This is a genomic window from Klebsiella sp. KTE92 (genome assembly GCF_000398905.1).
In the GTDB taxonomy this organism is placed as follows: Bacteria; Pseudomonadota; Gammaproteobacteria; order Enterobacterales; family Enterobacteriaceae; genus Klebsiella; species Klebsiella variicola.
Genome location: NZ_KB976101.1, coordinates 45,102 through 63,821 on the forward strand (window position 1 = coordinate 45,102; position 18,720 = coordinate 63,821).

Annotated in this window: 19 protein-coding genes and 2 pseudogenes; 14 read left to right on the forward strand and 7 right to left on the reverse strand. The window is 53.6% G+C overall.

The window, feature by feature from the left end:
- The first annotated feature begins 110 nt into the window (after positions 1–110).
- The 5 genes from A1WC_RS0125485 (at position 111) to A1WC_RS00110 (ending at position 3,133) form a co-directional block, all read left to right on the forward strand.
- Positions 111–293, forward strand: a complete 183-nt coding sequence (locus A1WC_RS0125485) for a cobalamin biosynthesis protein CbiX (RefSeq protein WP_223351475.1) — start codon at positions 111–113, stop codon at positions 291–293.
- A gap of 73 nt (positions 294–366) precedes the next feature.
- Positions 367–1,227 (forward strand): DUF4942 domain-containing protein, encoded by an 861-nt coding sequence (locus A1WC_RS00125; RefSeq protein WP_015632451.1) that lies wholly within the window; start codon positions 367–369, stop codon positions 1,225–1,227.
- Between the two features lie 169 nt (positions 1,228–1,396).
- Positions 1,397–1,834, forward strand: coding sequence for an antirestriction protein (locus tag A1WC_RS00120; RefSeq protein WP_015632450.1), 438 nt, complete (start codon positions 1,397–1,399; stop codon positions 1,832–1,834).
- Between the two features lie 691 nt (positions 1,835–2,525).
- Positions 2,526–2,759: a hypothetical protein gene (locus A1WC_RS00115; protein WP_016162076.1), complete on the forward strand. Its 234-nt coding sequence runs from the start codon at positions 2,526–2,528 to the stop codon at positions 2,757–2,759.
- Between the two features lie 53 nt (positions 2,760–2,812).
- Positions 2,813–3,133: a hypothetical protein gene (locus tag A1WC_RS00110; RefSeq protein WP_015632449.1), complete on the forward strand. Its 321-nt coding sequence runs from the start codon at positions 2,813–2,815 to the stop codon at positions 3,131–3,133.
- Between the two features lie 270 nt (positions 3,134–3,403).
- Here the strand turns inward: A1WC_RS00110 and A1WC_RS0125490 are convergent, their stop codons facing one another.
- A complete protein-coding gene (locus A1WC_RS0125490) occupies positions 3,404–3,736 on the reverse strand; it encodes a hypothetical protein (RefSeq protein ID WP_015632448.1) in 333 nt (110 codons plus the stop codon).
- A gap of 395 nt (positions 3,737–4,131) precedes the next feature.
- Here A1WC_RS0125490 and mobA point away from each other — a divergent pair, with 395 nt between their 5' ends.
- Together mobA and traI are read left to right on the forward strand one after the other, a co-directional pair.
- Complete coding sequence (gene mobA / locus A1WC_RS00105; RefSeq protein WP_016162079.1) at positions 4,132–4,443, forward strand: plasmid mobilization protein MobA; 312 nt, start codon at positions 4,132–4,134, stop codon at positions 4,441–4,443.
- Positions 4,444–4,445: 2 nt separating this feature from the next.
- The gene (gene traI, locus A1WC_RS00100; protein ID WP_015632446.1) at positions 4,446–6,374 is read left to right on the forward strand and encodes a TraI/MobA(P) family conjugative relaxase; all 1,929 of its coding nucleotides are present in this window, start codon (positions 4,446–4,448) and stop codon (positions 6,372–6,374) included.
- Between the two features lie 40 nt (positions 6,375–6,414).
- On the opposite strand, the gene A1WC_RS00095 is transcribed toward traI, so the two are convergent.
- Together A1WC_RS00095 and A1WC_RS00090 are read right to left on the reverse strand one after the other, a co-directional pair.
- Positions 6,415–6,666: a hypothetical protein gene (locus A1WC_RS00095; protein WP_016162080.1), complete on the reverse strand. Its 252-nt coding sequence runs from the start codon at positions 6,664–6,666 to the stop codon at positions 6,415–6,417.
- 11 nt (positions 6,667–6,677) lie between these two features.
- Positions 6,678–6,935, reverse strand: coding sequence for a phospholipase D-like domain-containing protein (locus A1WC_RS00090; protein WP_016162081.1), 258 nt, complete (start codon positions 6,933–6,935; stop codon positions 6,678–6,680).
- A 207-nt stretch (positions 6,936–7,142) separates the two neighbouring features.
- Here A1WC_RS00090 and A1WC_RS00085 point away from each other — a divergent pair, with 207 nt between their 5' ends.
- On the forward strand, positions 7,143–8,111 hold the full coding sequence (locus A1WC_RS00085) for an IS5 family transposase (RefSeq protein WP_000654811.1): 969 nt from the start codon (positions 7,143–7,145) through the stop codon (positions 8,109–8,111).
- Positions 8,112–8,168: 57 nt separating this feature from the next.
- Positions 8,169–9,227: pseudogene (nhaA, locus tag A1WC_RS00080) on the forward strand (Na+/H+ antiporter NhaA); the annotation flags it as partial.
- Positions 9,228–9,653: 426 nt separating this feature from the next.
- Here nhaA and A1WC_RS00075 read toward each other — a convergent pair.
- The 4 genes from A1WC_RS00075 to A1WC_RS00060 all read right to left on the reverse strand — a co-directional run bounded on the left by A1WC_RS00075 (position 9,654) and on the right by A1WC_RS00060 (position 11,257).
- Positions 9,654–9,968, reverse strand: coding sequence for a hypothetical protein (locus tag A1WC_RS00075; RefSeq protein ID WP_000091613.1), 315 nt, complete (start codon positions 9,966–9,968; stop codon positions 9,654–9,656).
- Positions 9,969–10,222: 254 nt separating this feature from the next.
- Entirely contained in the window at positions 10,223–10,579 is a 357-nt protein-coding gene (locus A1WC_RS00070; RefSeq protein WP_000215515.1) for a cupin domain-containing protein, read from the reverse strand.
- Complete coding sequence (locus tag A1WC_RS00065; protein WP_001293886.1) at positions 10,569–10,970, reverse strand: DUF86 domain-containing protein; 402 nt, start codon at positions 10,968–10,970, stop codon at positions 10,569–10,571. The genes A1WC_RS00070 and A1WC_RS00065 overlap by 11 nt, the downstream gene beginning before the upstream one ends.
- Positions 10,967–11,257, reverse strand: a complete 291-nt coding sequence (locus A1WC_RS00060; RefSeq protein ID WP_001247892.1) for a nucleotidyltransferase family protein — start codon at positions 11,255–11,257, stop codon at positions 10,967–10,969. Before A1WC_RS00060 ends, A1WC_RS00065 begins: the two co-directional genes overlap by 4 nt.
- Positions 11,258–11,331: 74 nt before the next feature.
- On the opposite strand from A1WC_RS00060, the gene A1WC_RS00055 reads away from it, so the two are divergent.
- The 5 genes and pseudogenes from A1WC_RS00055 to A1WC_RS00035 all read left to right on the forward strand — a co-directional run.
- Positions 11,332–14,298: a Tn3-like element ISPa38 family transposase gene (locus tag A1WC_RS00055; protein ID WP_003100881.1), complete on the forward strand. Its 2,967-nt coding sequence runs from the start codon at positions 11,332–11,334 to the stop codon at positions 14,296–14,298.
- Between the two features lie 78 nt (positions 14,299–14,376).
- Positions 14,377–14,646, forward strand: a pseudogene (locus tag A1WC_RS00050) (IS110 family transposase); the annotation flags it as partial.
- Positions 14,647–14,779: 133 nt separating this feature from the next.
- Positions 14,780–16,807, forward strand: coding sequence for a type I restriction-modification system subunit M (locus tag A1WC_RS00045; protein WP_016162084.1), 2,028 nt, complete (start codon positions 14,780–14,782; stop codon positions 16,805–16,807).
- A complete protein-coding gene (locus A1WC_RS00040) occupies positions 16,804–18,132 on the forward strand; it encodes a restriction endonuclease subunit S (RefSeq protein WP_016162085.1) in 1,329 nt (442 codons plus the stop codon). The genes A1WC_RS00045 and A1WC_RS00040 overlap by 4 nt, the downstream gene beginning before the upstream one ends.
- Positions 18,133–18,720 (forward strand): type I restriction endonuclease (locus A1WC_RS00035; protein WP_016162086.1); only part of this gene is annotated, 588 nt, incomplete at its 3' end.

The window sequence follows — 18,720 nt, forward strand, 5'->3', positions numbered from 1 at the left end:
TCAGAGTAAGAAATAGCTTTGAATGGTATGTCTTTTGTCGTATAATGGTTACATCGAAACGGCAATAGTGCCGGAGTAGCGGAATCGCCCCGACAGGCGACGGAGTTTACATGATGTCAAAAGCATTAACCCCTTCCCAGCTCAAGGCAGAATTTGCCGCAGAGAAAGATTTCCTTCTGAAAGCGTGTCTTTCAGCGCTGAATCAAATCCCCAACCAGCGGATCAGCGGTCCCTTCCCGTCAACTTATGCGCTTGCTGCTCAGATCAGTAAGTTACTCCCGAGCCGCAGATAGCCATTCCCAGGCTGGCAGCGTGCCAGCCTTCGTTAACCCTAACTTAACGCCAGGAATGGCACAGGAGTTTTAAATGTCGGAGTCAAAAAATGTTCCATCTGTTGAAATCATTCTGGGCCAACAGAGTGCTGAGGTTGTTCCCTCAGTCGCTATTGAGCGCATCATCTCGCTTCGTGATGAAGGTATACGGCTTTACCTAGATGCTATCGGGCAGATACGCAAGGCGCGCGATTTGATGCAAGAGGCAGGCGGCTGCCAATACCTTTACGATTTTGACAAGGCTGTAGAAAACGCCATCAGATGGAAAGACACCCCGTCAGACCGAGCCGTAACCGCTATTGCACGCGTCATTGATGGAAAAATCTGGGATCGTCTGATGTCTGAAACGGGCATGTATACGCTGATGAGTAACAAACAGCGTCAGGAATGGGATCGGCAGGTGGCAGGCAGTGAAATGCCTCCGATAACGCTGGATAACGTTATGAGCACCTTCAGGCACCTGAACGCAAGCAAGGCTGATACCTTCACGCAAGGGCTGATTGATATATTTAAATCCCTGTCGTGGGACTATAAAACCAATAACCCCTGCATGTTTGGTAAGCGTATCATCATCGCGCCGTTGCTCGATGTCTGGCGGAGTGGCTGGGTTCGCTTCAGCTCAGACGGGCACACCAAGATTGACGATCTGGCGCGACCGTTCTACGTGCTGGACGGGCGGAACGTGCCAGATCACCGCGTTTCTGACGGCGCCAAACTGGATGCCTTTTTCAGTGAAAACCAGTTCAACGGTAAGGTGTTCGAGTGTGATTACTTCAGCGTGCGATATTATAAAAAAGGCAGTGCGCATATTACGTTTAAACGCCTCGATTTGGTTGAAAAAATCAACGACATGGTAGCCAGCCATTACCCTGATATGTTACCTCCCCGACAGTAAGCATTATCCAGTAAGGTCGCTTCGGCGGCCTTTAAAAAAATCATGTATTTCATCATGAAAGGGATAATACTAGTTGATAAAGGTATGTCTTTTGTCGTATAATAATTACATCGAAACGGCAATAGTGCCGAAGTAGCGGAATCGCCCCGACAGGCGACGGAGTAGCATTATGATTCACGAACCTACCGCAGTTATCTCCTCACAAATTGTTCCTAATAACGAGCGTGCATTATTTTTGTGCCGCTTATTTGGCTCATTAACCCCCTACGGGGAAAACAATATTTTTAATCAGGCTCGCCGCTTATGTAAGGAATACGATGGCGGAAGCTGGAAGTATATAAAGCTGTCAATTGGTGGAGGTTACTTGGTGCCGGAGTGTGCGGAATATTTCAATGTTTCTGTGCCTGGTAATTATTTTGAGGGAGAACTTTCGGCAGATGCAACCGGTATTGTTCTTACCCTGTTTACCCTTAATGCTCTTATTTTTCTTGCGTGGGATAAAAAATGGCATAACGCGCAGGAAGAACTGATTAAGCAGAGTGAGAGGCTAAAAGGGTATGCGTCCCAGCATAAAGAAAAAGTGAAAATATTTGCCGCTATAGACTGACGAGAACGCCCCCGAAAGGGGGCGTACAAATGATCCGTTAGCGAGCATCTAACGGCAGCGGGATGCATTGAACACACCTCCGATACCCGATTATCAGTTCAGGCAACTGCATGACAGCGGAAAAAACACGTCAATACATAACACAGGCAAGCGGTGAAAAAGCGACAGCGTTTACGTGGTCAGCGGAACGTTCTTACTGCTTCGTTTTAGTAAAAGGGTGTCAGAGAAAATTAATGAAGATGTAAAATAGTGATGGAGTCAGAGCAATGACTAACTCAAATAAAATGACGAAAGATTACCGCGCTAGTGTAACGATTATTGTTTGCCCTGTGCGGGGCAATACTGCCATCCACTTTTGCGCTATACCCTCATTACAGGGGTCAGATTGTGAACTTTGGTGGCCTGTGGTCGCCGGAACAAGCCTGCATGAAGCTGTAGAAGCAATCATGGTGACAAACGGGATAGCAATTAACGTGACGAGAGTTGATAAAGTCAGAATGCAGGGAAGAAGCACTGACTATCAGGTAACGTATAACCGGATGCAGTGATACATATAAAAAAGGTTCGAGGCATCGGCCTTTTTTTTGTTTTTTAGTTGATAAAGGTATGTCTTTTGTCGTATAATAATCACATCGAAACGGCAACTGCGCCGGAGTAGCGGAATCGCCCCGACAGGCGACGAGGTTAAAAAATGGAACTCAATGATACCGCAATATTGCCTGAATCTGATGCACGGAAAATTAACGCCGTAGCGTCTCAGGCATACCCTCTTGGTCTTCTGCCTAACCTGAAAATTAACTTCTACTCGATTGACGCCATTCAGCTTGAGCTGCGTGATAACAGTGGTGATCTTATCTGGCGAGATTTCACGTTCTCCCGCGATTTTATCAAAGGTTTTATGCCTTATATCAGAACAAGAAATTAGCACTGATTATCAACCGGAGCGGGGGATAAACTCCCCCGAAAGGAGATTAAGCAATGGTATTAACCGGTATTGAAACAGTAAAGGTTGCAGTGATCTGTACAGGCCACGTCAGCCATAAGGATTCAGAAATTATCCCTGAATTTCTCTGGAACAACTGGAAAGAATCCGGAGAGTTCTGGATAAGCAGCACTGCTCACGGTTGGTTATTTCGGTTATGTGCATTGCCCTATGAATGGGAAGAACGTCTGAAAAATTTTGGGGTAAGTGATGGCTGCATATCAAATCTTAGAATGCTGGAATGTGAAGGATATGACTGGGTTCATTTCCAGGCTGATGCGCCCATCATCGAGGAGCTTAAGCACTGGGACTGGTAAAAAACTGGAACACTAATGGAGGTTTAAGAAGTAGAGAAAAAAGGGGGCCGGATTGCGACAACAATCCGGCAGGTTGACAAAAGAAAATGTGAGGTTTGCTTATGTCGTTATCCATTCTACAGCTTGCCGAGGATCTTGCAAAGGGTAAGCGAATGAGAGTACCGCCGATGAACGGGCCGGAGTGGCGGTACTTTTGTTTCTGGCTTGAATATTACATGGGGTACAGTATGTAAATTAACGAACGGCGCTCATAGCAGCGCCGTTTTTTTTTCAACTTTCAGCAGGCGAATTTGCCGCATGAACTGGCGTTTTATCCTCAGTCGATGAAGAGACCCGCTTTCTCTGACGAGTTCTTTTTCCTTCAGTAATCTCTTTTAAATCTTTAAGAGTCACGTCATGAAAACCAAAGTTCTTGAGATGCTCAAGGATCTCACTGAGTGTATAGCCTTTGTTTCTAATCAGAGTCTCAATGTCACTTTTCAGGGAATCAAGTACATCACGTTTCTGTAATCTTTCTTGCGTCACATCTGGAAGTTTAGCCAACTGACCTCGAATAGATTCGATGTCAGTTGCGCTGTACAGGTTAGATTTCTTTGCAACCATTCTGGATTCTCCACCGGAAAAATGTTCATTGTAACCACCGATAAAATCATTACAAGCAGAGCAGACTTTTCTGCGTAAGAAGACGGATAACCAGCTCTGGAAATCTTAATCACTGAGAGCTACAGGAAACGTACCCTATCCGTTCTCTTTTAAAAACCGGCGATGATACGCCAACCATGTCTATCAATATACCCGAAATAATTCAGCGTACTCCTCTTGTCATCTGGCAGACAGATTGCAGATTTGGTAAACTTACTCACGAAGTTCAAAAGCGGGACAGGATATGTTTTGTATTACCGCCACCACGGTGGCAGCAATCCAAAACTCCTGGTCAGGGCGAAGCCCCGACACCCCAGACTGTGCTAACTGTTGGACCGAAAGGAAGATTTAACGTCATGAGCAAGAGTGAGCGTCGTAACAGAACAGCCACTCTTCCGCCGGTAAGGTGTCTTCCGGAAGAGCGGGATGAGATACGTCAAAAGGCGGAGGATGCCGGTCTCAGCATTGGCGCATTCATGCTGAGGGCTGCGTTAGGAAGGAAGATTGCTCCGCAGACAGATCACAAGCTCATTAACGAACTCTCACGTCTTGGCGGTTTACAGAAGCACCTCTTTAAAGAAGGGAACGGGGTCGGCAGTAAGGAGTACGCAGAGATACTGCAGGCCATCAAGGCAGCCATTTTCAGGATAGAGCAAAAGAACGACTAAACATGAACGCCATCATTCCACCCAAACGTCGCGACAGGAAGTCCAGCTTTGTTCAGCTGGTCGCGTACGTTTCCGTGCGTGATGATGTTCCGTTAAAAGACGAGCTGAAAGAAGACCAGCGTTTCCGGCGTCCGTCGCGTTCCCGCCAGGCCATTTTTGATCGCCTTGTTGACTACATGAACCGTAGTGAAGGTACGATCATTGAACAGATTTCTGATATGACTCCGGAAGGTGATATCCGTTGTTCTGTTGACGGAGTTACCTGTCAGCATAACCTGATGTCAGTTGAAACAGCCGCAATGGAGATGAACAGCATTGCCATGCAGAACCTGCATGTTAAGGATGCCGTTTATCATTACATTCTGAGCTGGCAGGAAGATGAAAATCCATCTGACGATCAGGTTTTTGACAGCGTTAAACACTCACTCAAGCGCCTGGGGATGGAAGAGCACCAGTACGTAGCGGCAATTCACCGTGACACGGATAATCTTCATGTTCATATTGCCGCTAACCGCGTTCACCCGGTTTCTTATCGGGCGGCTAATGTCTGGAATGACGCGGATAAACTTCAGCGTACCTGCCGCGAACTGGAACTGAAGCACGGATTTAAAGTGGATAACGGAAGCTGGGTTCGTGATGCTGACAACAACCTTGTACGGGCCAGAAAAGGGTATCGCAATGCACCACGTTCAGCGCGACAGCTTGAACACTTCTCTGATAAAGAGTCCCTTCATCATTTTGCTGTCCAGCATGTTCGTAAGCCTGTTAACACCATGTTCCGTGAGAAGAATGCTTCATGGGAAAAACTGCATCAGGTCATGAACGACGCCGGTTTAATGTTAGAGCCTTCCGGCAAAGGACTTGTCGTGCGTGATGTGTGTGGCGACGAGAAGCTGGCCGTGAAATCTTCGCGTGTTCATCCCGGTATGACGCTTTCCCGTCTTGAGCCTGCGCTGGGAACCTTTGTTCCGTCATCACGTTCTGCGGAAATGGTTAAGCAAAGTGTTCAGACGCCGTACAGTGACAGACTACATGTCCGCGATCGTGGTGCCCGTGCGGAACGCCGGCAGGCACGCGCTGAGGCCCGTATCGATTTGCGTGAACGCTACGAGAAGTACCGCAACGCCTGGAAAAAGCCTGACCTTCATGCTGCCGAACGATTCCGGGCTGTGTCCGCGGCATTCAAAGAGCAGAAGACACATATCCGGGATAACGAGAAAGACGCGCATATGCGTAAGCTCATGTACCACATCGTGGAGTTTGAACGTGAGAAGTCGATGGCGGCCCTGCGTATTGAGCTGAAGGCAGAACGCCGGAAATTATATGATGAGGGCAGGATGCGGCCGCTGACTTACCGTGCCTGGACCGAACAGCAGGCGCTGCACGGCGATCAGGCTGCGCTCAGCCAGCTGCGTGGCTGGGCTTACCGGCAGAACCGTAAAAACCGGACGCCGCAGGCTTCAGACAGCATTATTTTCTGTGCTCCAGCTGATGATACGTCTTTGATTAAAGCGGATGGTTACGATGCCCGGTTATATCGTGATGGCGCGGTTGTCTATTCGCGTCACGGGCAGGATGCGATCATTGATCGAGGGGACAGGGTTGAAGTCATTAACCCGTATGATAACGGTGACCTCAATACGCGCATAGCTGTTGACATGGTGGCCTGGAAATCAGGCGAGCGCATCGAGTTCAGCCGGGATGGTAGCTTCGCTTATGCTGCCGGCGATGCGGTGGCAGCACACAACCTTCATCATCGTGACAGTATCCTTGTGCCGAGTAACCGGGAACAATACGACTATACGCGGGAGAAGTTTAACCAGCTGAAAGGCCGGTATACGGATCGTGAACGGGAAGCAGTTCGTCAGCAGTATGACAATCGGTATTACGACGATGTTCGTCATAATGATGACAACAGTTATAAGCCATAAAAAAAAGGCCGGCTGAATTATCAGGCGGCCTTTTTAATAGTTATTTATTTTTTGCAGATGCTCCTTTTAACTGTTCGGCGAAATCCAGACAGTCAGTCAGCCAGAACTGCCTTGTCTTTCCCTTTAACAGACTCACCGGGGCGGGCAATGTCATTCCGCGCAATATATTTGTGGTGGCTGCTGCGACGCCGAGTTCATGCTCTGGTATGCCCAGCATGAGCGCAAACTCGCGCGTTGTGATTTGTATATCGTTATTGCGCCGGGCTTTTTTTCTTTGTGTGTTTTCAGACATAACAACTCTTTTTAATATGTCGATTTCCAGTCTCTTCCTGTTTCCCAGCGGGACTGCCAGTGTTCCAGATAGACGCTGGCCACCTGTGGCATATCATTCAGGACCAGCGCATTTTCTGAATTAGAATATTCCGCTGCTTTGGTGAAATTAAATGATCCGGTTTCAACCGTGCTCCGGTCGATGATGATGACTTTGTCATGGTGGATTTTATAGGCATCCGTCAGACGGACTTTCACGCCGGCATTCACCAGTATATTGGTAAGCGTCATCTCAGTACCGTCTGTTGAAATTTCCGGTGATTGACGATGATAGAGTCCTCTTATAAACGTTAATGGACTCTATCAATGTCAGATTCTCTTCGTCCCCGCAGGGTTCGTGCGTCTTACTCCATGGACTTTAAACTGGAACTTGTCGAAAAATCTTATCAGCCTGGAGCCTGCGTGGGGCTTTGTTGAATAAATCGAACTTTTGCTGAGTTGAAGGATCAGATCACGCATCCTCCCGACAACACAGACCATTCCGTGGCAAAGCAAAAGTTCAGAATCACCAACTGGTCCACCTACAACAAAGCTCTCATCAACCGTGGCTCCCTCACTTTCTGGCTGGATGATGAGGCGATTCAGGCCTGGTATGAGTCGGCAACGCCTTCATCACGAGGAAGGCCCCAGCGCTATTCTGATCTCGCCATCACCACCGTTCTGGTGATTAAACGCGTATTCCGGCTGACCCTGCGGGCTGCGCAGGGTTTTATTGATTCCATTTTTGCCCTGATGAACGTTCCGTTGCGCTGCCCGGATTACACCAGTGTCAGTAAGCGGGCAAAGTCGGTTAATGTCAGTTTCAAAACGTCCACCCGGGGTGAAATCGCACACCTGGTGATTGATTCCACCGGGCTGAAGGTCTTTGGTGAAGGCGAATGGAAAGTCAGAAAGCACGGCAAAGAGCGCCGTCGTATCTGGCGAAAGTTGCATCTTGCTGTTGACAGCAACACACATGAAGTTGTCTGTGCAGACCTGTCGCTGAATAACGTCACGGACTCAGAAGCCTTCCCGGGCCTTATCCGGCAGACTCACAGAAAAATCAGGGCAGCCGCGGCAGACGGGGCTTACGATACCCGGCTCTGTCACGATGAACTGCGCCGCAAAAAAATCAGCGCGCTTATTCCTCCCCGAAAAGGAGCAGGTTACTGGCCCGGTGAGTACGCAGACCGCAACCGTGCCGTTGCTAATCAGCGGCTGAGCGGAAGCAATGCACGGTGGAAATGGACAACGGAATATAACCGTCGCTCGATAGCGGAAACGGCAATGTACAGAATGAAGCAGTTGTTGGGAGATTCACTGACGCTGCGTGACTACGATGGTCAGGTAGCGGAAGCTATGGCCATGGTGCGTGCGTTGAACAGGATGACAAAGGCTGGGATGCCAGAAAGCGTGCGTATTGCCTGAAAATCCAGCCAGCTACAGGGTCGTTCGCAAGAAATCTTATTTATTCAACAAAGCCCCAATTCGCCCCTCAGGGAAGGTTATGAAACACTCCTGAAATACAAAACAGCAGGCCTGTCCGTTGAGCACTGGATAAACGATGCCCTGATGGCCGTATTCTTTATGATGGTCGGGCTGGAAATCAAGCGTGAGCTTGTCACCGGCCAGTTAGCCACCTGGAGCCAGCGTGCGTTGCCGGGCTTTGCCGCACTGGGTGGTCTGGCCGTACCTGCCCTGATTTACGTGGGGTTTAATGCCGGTCATGACGAAACCCTTTCCGGCTGGGCCATCCCGGCGGCCACGGATATTGCTTTTGCGCTCGGTGTACTCGCCTTACTGGGCAGTCGTGTGCCAGTCTCGCTAAAAATTTTCCTGTCGGCGCTGGCTATTCTGGATGACATGGGGGCGGTGGCTATCATCGCGCTCTTCTATACCAGCAACATTTCGCTTCTGATGCTGGGTGGTGCAGCGGCAATGGTTGCTCTGCTGTTTAGCCTGAACCGTGCCGGCGTGACGCGCCTGCTGCCCTATCTGCTGACGGGGGGAGTACTGTGGTTTTTCATGCTTCAGTCAGGCGTGCATGCCACCGTCGCGGGTATCCTGCTGGCGTTCTTTATCCCGCTGCGAACCAGGAATGCGGCTGATGAAGTGCCTCTGGACAGGCTTGAGCATGCCATCAACCCCTGGGTCACGTTTATGATACTGCCGCTGTTTGGCTTCGCCAATGCGGGCGTCGCGTTGTCGGGCATGACGATGAATGACCTGTTGTCGCCGGTTCCGGTAGGCGTGGCGCTGGGCCTGTTTTTGGGTAAACAGGCAGGTATCTTTGGCCTGTCGCTACTGGCCGTCAGCCTGGGCCTGGCGAAACGACCAGAGAAAAGTACCTGGTTACAGGTTTATGGTGTCTCGGTACTGTGTGGGATTGGTTTTACCATGAGCCTGTTTATCGGCAATCTGGCCTTTACAGGCAGCCCTCTGCTCGTTGATGAGGTCAAGGTGGGGGTTCTGGCAGGGTCCATACTGGCCGCTCTGGCCGGTATTTTGATACTGCGCTTTGCGCCTTCTAAGCAAGTCAGGTAACGTATTATCTACAGGAAAATCCCCGTGATAACGGGGGTTTTTTCACACTGTCAGTGTATATTCTGAAGAGAAAATTGAAATTATTTAATTTTATTATAAATAATTACCTTTCTATCTTTCACATTTTACAGGCGGAGCCCTGTTCAGATAAGTCAGGATGAACGCTGGCATATCAGTTAAAATATTATGTTATTCAAATAAATAGTCGGCTAACGTGGTTTTTTACACGACTGGCCCTCTAACCCCGCTACTGAATACTGACCGCCAAAAGGCGGTTTTTTTGTTCAAAGAAACTGATCTCAGTATCGCGCCCGGGGCAGCTGGCCAACGTCGCCGGCATCGCGCCGGCAAAAATCGAAAAACAGAAATATCAGCAAGATAGCTTAAACAGGTGTCGGGAAATTTCGTTGAGATATTTTGAAGGAATCACAGTGTAAGCAGGCGCTTTTTCAGGGAGGCGCGTTCTTGCGGGTTGCGTCCCTTGTGATTGGCGATGCGATCCGCCGTGGCGGCCTGGCGCTTGACGGGCCAGTAGGAGCGGCCATCCTTGCCCATCGACCAGACGCTGCTGGCCTGGTTTTCCAGCAGGGGCAGATGGGCGCTCAGGGCTTCGGGCGACGCGCTGGTCAGCGCCGTGCGCTCACGGGTGCGCCAGCGCTGATGCCAGAGCTTCTTGTCCTCGCGCTCGCTGCCGCAGGTCGTGTGCCCGACGATGGGTGTTTTGCGGCGGCTGCGGCTCATAACGTAGTGGTCTCCAAGAACATTCAGGACTGATCCCAGGCGTCGATGGTCAAGACCTGATCGGCAGGACAGGCGGCTACGCGGTCGGGAACTGGATGGTGTTCAGTCTCATGCCGACCCCATTCGATTGATCGCGTCGCTTGCGGCACGCTGCGACGCAAGGAGGTTTGCGACCTGGTTTAGCAGCCGTGTCCGCTGCATGTCTGTTACCTATCTCCCCGACCGCTCATTGGACCAACTCCAGAGATTGGGCTCTATCGCTCAGCCAATACGAAACCGGCATTGGCTGATGCCACAACCGAGACTAACACAAATGGCTCGGTACCTGTATTTCGCGCCCCGTGCACTTGGCCCGGTCTTGCCACGGCTATCTCACCTTCCCTGAGGGCACGAACAATCCCATTGCCCTGAAAGTAATCAGCCATTCCCGACAAAACAGTCCACGTGTCTTGGCCGTGAGGATGAATGTGAGCCGCAATTTCCTGCCCGGGATGGACATGCCAAACCACGATAATTGAGTCTCGGGTTTCAAGCACAACGGAACGAATAGGCTCGCCTTCGGACGGCTGAACATACTCGGCTACAGAAAATATTCTCGATTCAACAGTCATCGGAGATCCCTCTTTCACAGTTGTCGTTACGGTCTTCATCGTCGGCATCCTGACGCACGGCGGGCAATTGCTGGAGCAACGCCGGCAGCCATTCCTGTACCGTCTCCCACACCACATCGAGGTTGATGTCGAAATAGCCGTGAGCCATGCGATTACGCATATTGCGCATGCTGCGCCACGGCACGTCGGCATGCGCCTGGGTGAACTCGACGTAGCCATCCATCACCTTTGTGGCCGCCTCGCCGATGACGATCAGGCTCATGATGACGGCCTGCTGGGTGCGCTTGTCGGCCAAGAAGTCGTCCTTGGCCATCCCTTCCACGAAGCTGCGCGCATCGGTTGCGGCCTGCTGAATGTGGTCGAGGTAATCGGGCAGGCGGTTCTCGCTCATATCGGTTGCGCCTCCGCGAGCACCTTGGCCCGGAACTTCGGCGGCAGGTCGCCGGGAGTCAGCAGATCGACGTCAACGCCGAGCAGCGATTTCAGTTCTTCTTCCAAATCGCCCAAGTCCAACAACGTGGCACCGGGCAGCGCATCGACCAACAGGTCGAGGTCGCTGCCATCCCGGTCGGTGCCATGCAGCACCGAGCCGAAGACGCGCGGGTTCGCGGCGCGAAAGCGGCCTACCGCTTCACGCACTGCGCTTCGCTTCATGTCAAGCACAACAGACGGTCGCATGCGCATCCTTTCTTATCGAAACTCGTTGAGATGATATGCAATCAAGAATAGAATTTCAAGAAGAAGGAAACCGCATGCCCCGCCGTTCGATCCTCTCCGCCGCCGAGCGCGAAAGCCTGCTGGCGTTGCCGGACACCAAGGATGAGTTGATCCGTCACTACACGTTCAGCGAAAGCGACCTCTCCATCATCCGGCAGCGGCGCGGCCCGGCCAATCGGCTGGGCTTCGCGGTGCAGCTCTGCTACCTGCGCTTTCCCGGCGTCATCCTTGGCGCTGATGAGCCACCGTTCCCGCCATTGCTGAGACTGGTCGCCAACCAGCTCAAGGTCGGCATCGAAAGCTGGGACGAGTACGGGCAGCGTGAGCAGACCCGACGCGAGCACCTGGTCGAGCTGCAAACGGTGTTCGGCTTCCAGCCGTTCACGATTGGCCACTACCGGCAGGCTGTCCAGTTGCTGACCGAGCTGGCCATGCAAACCGACAAGGGCATCGTGCTGGCCAGAGCCTTGATCGAGCACCTGCGGCGGCAGTCGGTCATTGTGCCCGCCCTCAACGCCGTCGAGCGGGCGAGCGCCGAAGCGATTACCCGCGCCAACCGGCGTCTCTACGACGCCTTGGCTGAGCCGCTGACGGACGTGCATCGCCGTCGCCTCGACGATCTGCTCAAGCGCCGCGACAACGGCAAGACGACGTGGCTGGCCTGGCTGCGGCAATCCCCGGTCAAACCGAACTCGCGGCACATGCTGGAACACATCGAACGCCTCAAGGCGTGGCAGGCGCTCGACCTGCCCTCCGGCATCGAGCGGCTGGTTCACCAGAACCGGCTGCTCAAGATCGCCCGCGAGGGCGGCCAGATGACGCCCGCCGACCTGGCGAAGTTCGAGCCGCAGCGGCGTTACGCGACCCTGGTGGCGCTCGCCATCGAGGGCATGGCCACCGTCACCGACGAAATCATCGACCTGCATGACCGCATCCTGGGCAAGCTGTTCAATGCCGCCAAGAACAAGCATCAGCAGCAGTTCCAGGCATCCGGCAAGGCGATCAATGCCAAGGTGCGGCTGTTCGGGCGCATCGGCCAGGCGCTGATCGAGGCCAAGCAAGCGGGCCGCGATCCGTTCGCCGCCATCGAGGCCGTCATGTCCTGGGATGCTTTCGCCGAGAGCGTCACCGAAGCGCAGCGGCTCGCGCAACCCGAGGACTTCGATTTCCTGCACCGCATCGGCGAGAGCTACGCCACGCTGCGCCGCTACGCGCCGGAATTTCTCGACGTGCTCAAGTTGCGGGCCGCGCCCGCCGCCAAGGACGTACTCGACGCCATCGAGGTGCTGCGCAGCATGAACAGCGACAACGCCCGCAAGGTGCCCACCGACGCGCCGACCGAGTTCATCAAGCCGCGCTGGCAGAAGCTGGTGATGACCGACACCGGCATCGACCGGCGCTACTACGAACTGTGCGCGCTGTCGGAGCTGAAGAACGCGCTGCGCTCCGGCGACATCTGGGTGCAAGGCTCGCGCCAGTTCAAGGACTTCGAGGACTACCTGGTGCCGCCCGCGAAATTCGCCAGCCTCAAGCAGGCCAGCGAATTGCCGCTGGCCGTGGCCACCGATTGCGACCAGTACCTGCATGACCGGCTGACGCTGCTGGAAACGCAGCTCGCCACCGTCAACCGCATGGCGCTGGCCAACGAGCTGCCGGACGCCATCATCACGGAGTCGGGCCTGAAGATCACGCCGCTCGATGCGGCGGTGCCCGATACCGCACAGGCCCTGATCGACCAGACGGCGATGATCCTACCGCACGTCAAGATCACCGAATTGCTGCTGGAGGTAGACGAATGGACGGGCTTCACCCGGCACTTCGCCCACCTGAAGTCAGGCGACCTGGCCAAGGACAAAAACCTGTTGCTGACCACGATCCTCGCCGACGCGATCAACCTGGGCCTGACCAAGATGGCGGAATCGTGCCCCGGCACGACCTACGCCAAGCTGGCCTGGCTGCAAGCCTGGCACATCCGCGACGAAACCTACGGGGCGGCACTGGCCGAGCTGGTCAACGCGCAGTTCCGACATCCCTTCGCCGAGCATTGGGGCGACGGCACCACGTCATCGTCGGACGGCCAGAACTTCCGCACCGGCAGCAAGGCCGAGAGCACCGGCCACATCAATCCGAAATACGGCAGCAGCCCAGGGCGGACGTTCTACACCCATATCTCCGACCAGTACGCGCCGTTCCACACCAAGGTCGTGAACGTCGGCGTGCGCGACTCGACCTACGTGCTCGACGGCCTGCTGTATCACGAATCCGACCTGCGGATCGAGGAGCACTACACCGACACGGCAGGGTTCACGGACCACGTCTTCGCGTTGATGCACCTGCTGGGCTTCCGCTTCGCCCCGCGCATTCGTGACCTGGGCGACACCAAGCTCTACATCCCGAAGGGCGATGCCACCTACGAGGCGTTGAAACCGATGATCGGCGGCACGCTCAACATCAAGCACGTCCGCGCCCATTGGGATGAAATCCTGCGGATGGCCACCTCGATCAAGCAGGGCACGGCGACGGCCTCGCTGATGCTCAGGAAGCTTGGCAGCTACCCGCGCCAGAACGGCCTGGCCGTCGCCCTGCGTGAGCTGGGACGCATCGAGCGCACACTGTTCATCCTGGACTGGCTGCAAAGCGTCGAGCTGCGCCGCCGCGTGCATGCCGGGCTGAACAAAGGCGAGGCGCGCAACGCGCTGGCCCGCGCCGTGTTCTTCAACCGCCTGGGGGAAATCCGCGACCGCAGCTTCGAGCAGCAGCGCTACCGGGCCAGCGGCCTCAACCTGGTGACGGCGGCCATCGTGCTATGGAACACGGTCTATCTGGAGCGGGCCGCGAACGCCTTGCGTGGCCACGGTCAAGCCGTCGATGACGGCCTGTTGCAGTACCTGTCGCCGCTCGGCTGGGAGCACATCAACCTGACCGGCGATTACCTCTGGCGCAGCAGCGCCAAGATCGGCGCGGGCAAGTTCAGGCCGCTACGGCCGCTGCAACCGGCTTAGCGTGCTTTATTTAATGAGATGGTCACTCCCTCCTTCCCGGTACTATGCTGAGGACAGGCTTTCATTCGGAGAACTATCATGGAAAACATTGCGCTCATTGGTATCGATCTGGGTAAAAACTCTTTCCATATTCATTGCCAGGATCGTCGCGGGAAGGCTGTTTACCGTAAAAAATTTACCCGGCCAAAGTTGATCGAATTTTTGGCGACATGCCCCGCTACAACCATCGCAATGGAAGCCTGTGGCGGTTCTCACTTTATGGCACGCAAGTTGGAAGAGTTGGGGCATTCCCCAAAGCTGATATCACCACAATTTGTCCGCCCGTTCGTTAAAAGCAATAAAAACGACGGCTATTTGCATTCTGAGGTAGGATCGCAGATTTAGCTAGGAATTGAAATCCATCCCCTTTTGTGCAAAATCTGGTTGACATTCGCAGATTGACTACAGTACCGTTCTGTGCAAAAGGTGGTTGGAGTCAAGAATGAACGAATTTACGGGATCGGCAGCTTCACAGGCTGACTTTATTTGGAAGAACGCGGAAGACCTGTGGGGGGACTTCAAGCATACGGACTTTGGCAAGATCATTTTGCCGTTTACCTTGCTGCGCCGCCTGGAGTGTGCGCTGGAGCCGACTCGCGAGGCGGTGAGAGAAGCGCATGACGCTTTCAAGGATGCCGATGTTGAGCTGGATACCATTCTGCGCTCAACCGCTGAATACCCCTTCTACAACACCTCTGAATACTCCCTTGGCACCCTGGGTAGCACCAAGACGCGCCGCAATCTGGAAGACTACATCGCCCTGTTTTCGGATAACGCCCGCGCTATCTTCGAGGAGTTTGAGTTTGGCAATACGGTGATCCGGCTGGAGAAAGCGGGCTTGCTGTACAAGATTTGCCAGAACTTTGCCAAGATCGACCTGCACCCGGACGTGGTGCCGGATCGGGTGATGAGTAACATCTACGAACACCTGATTCGCCGCTTTGGTGCCGAGGTAAATGAAGGGGCCGAGGACTTCATGACGCCGCGTGACATCGTTCACCTGGCGACCGCATTGCTGCTTGACCCGGATGATGCCCTGTTTGAGGCCAGCCCCGGTTTGATTCGTACTCTGTATGACCCGACCTGTGGTACGGGTGGCTTCCTCACCGATGCCATGAACCATGTGGGCGACTACGGTAACCGCGACAAGATCCCGCCAGTGCTGGTGCCGCACGGGCAGGAGTTGGAGCCGGAAACCCATGCGGTTTGTGTGGCCGGTATGCTGATCCGCCGTTTGGAGTCCGACCCTGGCCGAGATCTGTCGAAGAACATTCGTCAGGGCAGCACGCTGTCCAACGACCAGTTTGCCGGTGAGCGTTTCCACTACTGCCTGTCCAATCCGCCTTTTGGCAAGAAATGGGAGAAGGACAAAACCGCCGTCGAAGCGGAACACAAAAAAGGCGAGCTGGGCCGGTTTGGGCCGGGCCTGCCGAAAATTAGCGATGGCTCCATGCTGTTTTTGATGCACCTGGCGAGCAAGCTAGAACTGCCGATCAACGGCGGTGGCCGCGCCGCTATCGTGCTGTCGGGTTCGCCACTGTTTAACGGCGGTGCCGCGTCTGGCGAATCGGAAATCCGCCGTTGGTTGCTGGAAGACGACCTGATTGAAGCCATTGTGGCTCTGCCAACGGATCTGTTCTTCCGCACCAATATCGCCACCTACCTGTGGATTCTGTCCAACAAGAAGCCGCAGGAGCGCAAAGGCAAGGTGCAGTTGATCAACGCCACCGACCTGTGGACTGCAATCCGCAACGAGGGCAACAAGCGCCGTATTGTCAGCGATGAGCAGCGCCGCCAGATTCTGGACATCTACGCCGCAGGCGAAACCGGTGCGCTTTCCCGGATGCTGGACTACCGTACCTTTGGCTACCGCCGTATCAAGGTCCTGCGCCCGCTGCGCATGACCCTGGAGCTGGATAAGGTGGGCATGGAGCGGCTGGAAGCCGAAGCTGCCTGGGAAAAACTCTCTGACGCGCATCAGACATTCTGGCGCAAAGCCCTCAAGCCGTTGATCGGGCAAACGCAGCCCTATAGCTGGGCAGAAACCTTTGTTAGGAACTCGATCAAGTCCGACGAAGCCAAGCAGCTCAAGGTCAAATCCAACAAGACATTGATCACCGCGCTGATCAACGCCTTTGGTCACAAAGACCCGAAAGCCGAGCCAGTCACGGATTCCAACGGCGAGCTGGTGCCAGACACAGATTTAACTGATTACGAGAACGTCCCCTATCTGGAGGACATCGACGACTACTTTGCCCGCGAAGTGCTTCCTCATGTGCCGGATGCCTGGCTGGATGAGAGCTTTACCGATGCCAGGGATGGTCAATTGGGCCGCGTTGGCTACGAGATCAACTTCAACCGCTTCTTCTACCAGTACCAGCCGCCGCGCAAGCTGCATGATATTGATGAAGACCTGAAGCAGGTAGAAGCCGAGATTGCCGCGCTACTGGCGGAGGTGGCCAGCGAATGAGTCACTACAAACCGTATCCAGCCTACAAGGATTCCGGCGTTGAGTGGATTGGGCTGGTGCCGGAGCATTGGAAGGTTGCGCAGATCAAGCGTATTTCCGCCTTGAATCCCAAGAAATCGACCCTAAGCAAGGAAAAGGATTCTCTTTGCACATTTCTCCCAATGGAGAAGCTGAGAACCAATGCTATAACACTTGATGAAACTCGTCCTATTCATGAGGTGTATGACGGATATAGCTATTTCTGCGATGACGATATTCTGATCGCCAAGGTAACGCCTTGCTTCGAGAATGGAAACATAGCGGTAGCCAATGGTCTGGTTAACGGCATTGGGTTTGGCTCTACAGAAATCAATGTCCTTCGGGTAAATGGAAAGGGACATAACCGATTTCTTTACTACCGTCTGCAAGAAGAGCAGTTCAGAACAATTGCCAAATCTGAGATGAGAGGCACTGGAGGCTTAAAGCGAGTTCCAACGGAGCTGTTTGAGTCATTTACTTTCGGGCTTCCCGACACTGACGAACAAGTCACCATTGCCGCCACCCTCGACCGCGAAACCGCCCGTATTGATGCGCTTGTCGAGAAGAAAACCCGCTTTATCGAGCTACTGAAGGAAAAGCGCCAGGCGCTGATTACCCATGCTGTCACCAAGGGACTAGACCGCAACGCCAAGATGAAGGACTCCGGCATTGAGTGGATTGGGCAGGTGCCAGAGGAGTGGTTAAATAGGAAGGTTTTTCATGCTTTCCAAGCCATTGGGAGTGGAACAACGCCACCGGCAAAGGAGCATGAATGGTATCAGGGAGGAACCATTCCGTGGATAACAACAAGTGAGCTTAGAGAAAACACCGTCGTTAAAACAAAGAAGTGTGTTACCTCAGATGCCATGCAGAAATTCTCAGCCTTGAAAATTTTTCCCGCTGGTTCATTAGCTATTGCCATGTATGGTGCAACAATTGGTCGCCTAGGGTTTCTTGGAATCCCAGCAACAACCAACCAAGCTTGCTGTGTGCTGTCTGGTGAACGCGATTTGAATATCCAGTTTTTGTATTACTGGTTGATGGCATTCAGAGCCGATATCGTGGCTTTCTTCTCTGAGGGCGGGGGCCAGCCGAATATCAACCAAGAGGTGATAGCCAGCCTTAGGGTGCCATCCCCAGCCCCTGATGAACAAGCCACCATTGTCGCCACCCTCGACCGCGAAACCGCCCGCATTGATGCACTGATTAGCAAGGCGGAACAAAGTATCACCCTGCTCAAAGAACGCCGCGCCGCCTTTATCACCGCCGCTGTCACCGGCCAGATTGATTTGCGAGGAAAACAATAAATGCAATCAGCAGCACATCAGGAAAAATACTTCCAGCAATACATCATCGACCGGTTTGTAGAACAGGGCTGGAAGCTGGGTGATTCCAAGTTCTACGACACCGAGAGGGCGGTGTACCCCGAAGATCTGGAAAACTGGATCAAATCCAGCGGCCAGCAGGAAAAATGGGACAAGCTGGAACGGCTCAACGGGGCCAAAACCCTTGAAGTGCTGATGGACCGCTTGGATAAAGCACTGGAGAAACAAGGCACCATGCAGGTGTTGCGCCAGGGCTTTTCTATTGCCGGTTGCGGCCTGATCGAGATGACCGAGGCCGCACCGGAAGACAAGCGCAATGCAGCAGTCATTGAGCGCTACCAGGCCAATATCCTGCGCGTGGTGCCGGAGCTGAAGTATCACCCGGCCCGTGAATTTGCCATTGATCTGGTGCTGTTTATCAACGGTCTGCCGGTGGCAACCGTCGAACTGAAGACCGACTTCACCCAGTCCTGCGAAGCGGCCATGGATCAGTACCGCAATAATCGCCGACCGTATGACGCCAAGACCAAACGCAGGGAACCGCTGCTGACCTTCAAGCGTGGGGCGGTG

Bases quoted from the DNA above. Each gene is read 5' to 3' on its own strand.
- traI (WP_015632446.1), top strand. From the start codon at position 4,446: ATGAACGCCATCATTCCACCCAAACGTCGCGACAGGAAGTCCAGCTTT.
- A1WC_RS00120 (WP_015632450.1), top strand. From the start codon at position 1,397: ATGATTCACGAACCTACCGCAGTTATCTCCTCACAAATTGTTCCTAAT.
- A1WC_RS00055 (WP_003100881.1), top strand. From the start codon at position 11,332: ATGCCCCGCCGTTCGATCCTCTCCGCCGCCGAGCGCGAAAGCCTGCTG.
- A1WC_RS0125490 (WP_015632448.1), bottom strand. From the start codon at position 3,736: ATGGTTGCAAAGAAATCTAACCTGTACAGCGCAACTGACATCGAATCT.
- A1WC_RS00110 (WP_015632449.1), top strand. From the start codon at position 2,813: ATGGTATTAACCGGTATTGAAACAGTAAAGGTTGCAGTGATCTGTACA.
- A1WC_RS00095 (WP_016162080.1), bottom strand. From the start codon at position 6,666: ATGTCTGAAAACACACAAAGAAAAAAAGCCCGGCGCAATAACGATATA.
- A1WC_RS00045 (WP_016162084.1), top strand. From the start codon at position 14,780: ATGAACGAATTTACGGGATCGGCAGCTTCACAGGCTGACTTTATTTGG.
- A1WC_RS00115 (WP_016162076.1), top strand. From the start codon at position 2,526: ATGGAACTCAATGATACCGCAATATTGCCTGAATCTGATGCACGGAAA.
- A1WC_RS00060 (WP_001247892.1), bottom strand. From the start codon at position 11,257: ATGCGACCGTCTGTTGTGCTTGACATGAAGCGAAGCGCAGTGCGTGAA.
- A1WC_RS0125485 (WP_223351475.1), top strand. From the start codon at position 111: ATGATGTCAAAAGCATTAACCCCTTCCCAGCTCAAGGCAGAATTTGCC.
- A1WC_RS00040 (WP_016162085.1), top strand. From the start codon at position 16,804: ATGAGTCACTACAAACCGTATCCAGCCTACAAGGATTCCGGCGTTGAG.
- A1WC_RS00065 (WP_001293886.1), bottom strand. From the start codon at position 10,970: ATGAGCGAGAACCGCCTGCCCGATTACCTCGACCACATTCAGCAGGCC.
- mobA (WP_016162079.1), top strand. From the start codon at position 4,132: ATGAGCAAGAGTGAGCGTCGTAACAGAACAGCCACTCTTCCGCCGGTA.
- A1WC_RS00070 (WP_000215515.1), bottom strand. From the start codon at position 10,579: ATGACTGTTGAATCGAGAATATTTTCTGTAGCCGAGTATGTTCAGCCG.
- A1WC_RS00090 (WP_016162081.1), bottom strand. From the start codon at position 6,935: ATGACGCTTACCAATATACTGGTGAATGCCGGCGTGAAAGTCCGTCTG.
- A1WC_RS00075 (WP_000091613.1), bottom strand. From the start codon at position 9,968: ATGAGCCGCAGCCGCCGCAAAACACCCATCGTCGGGCACACGACCTGC.
- A1WC_RS00125 (WP_015632451.1), top strand. From the start codon at position 367: ATGTCGGAGTCAAAAAATGTTCCATCTGTTGAAATCATTCTGGGCCAA.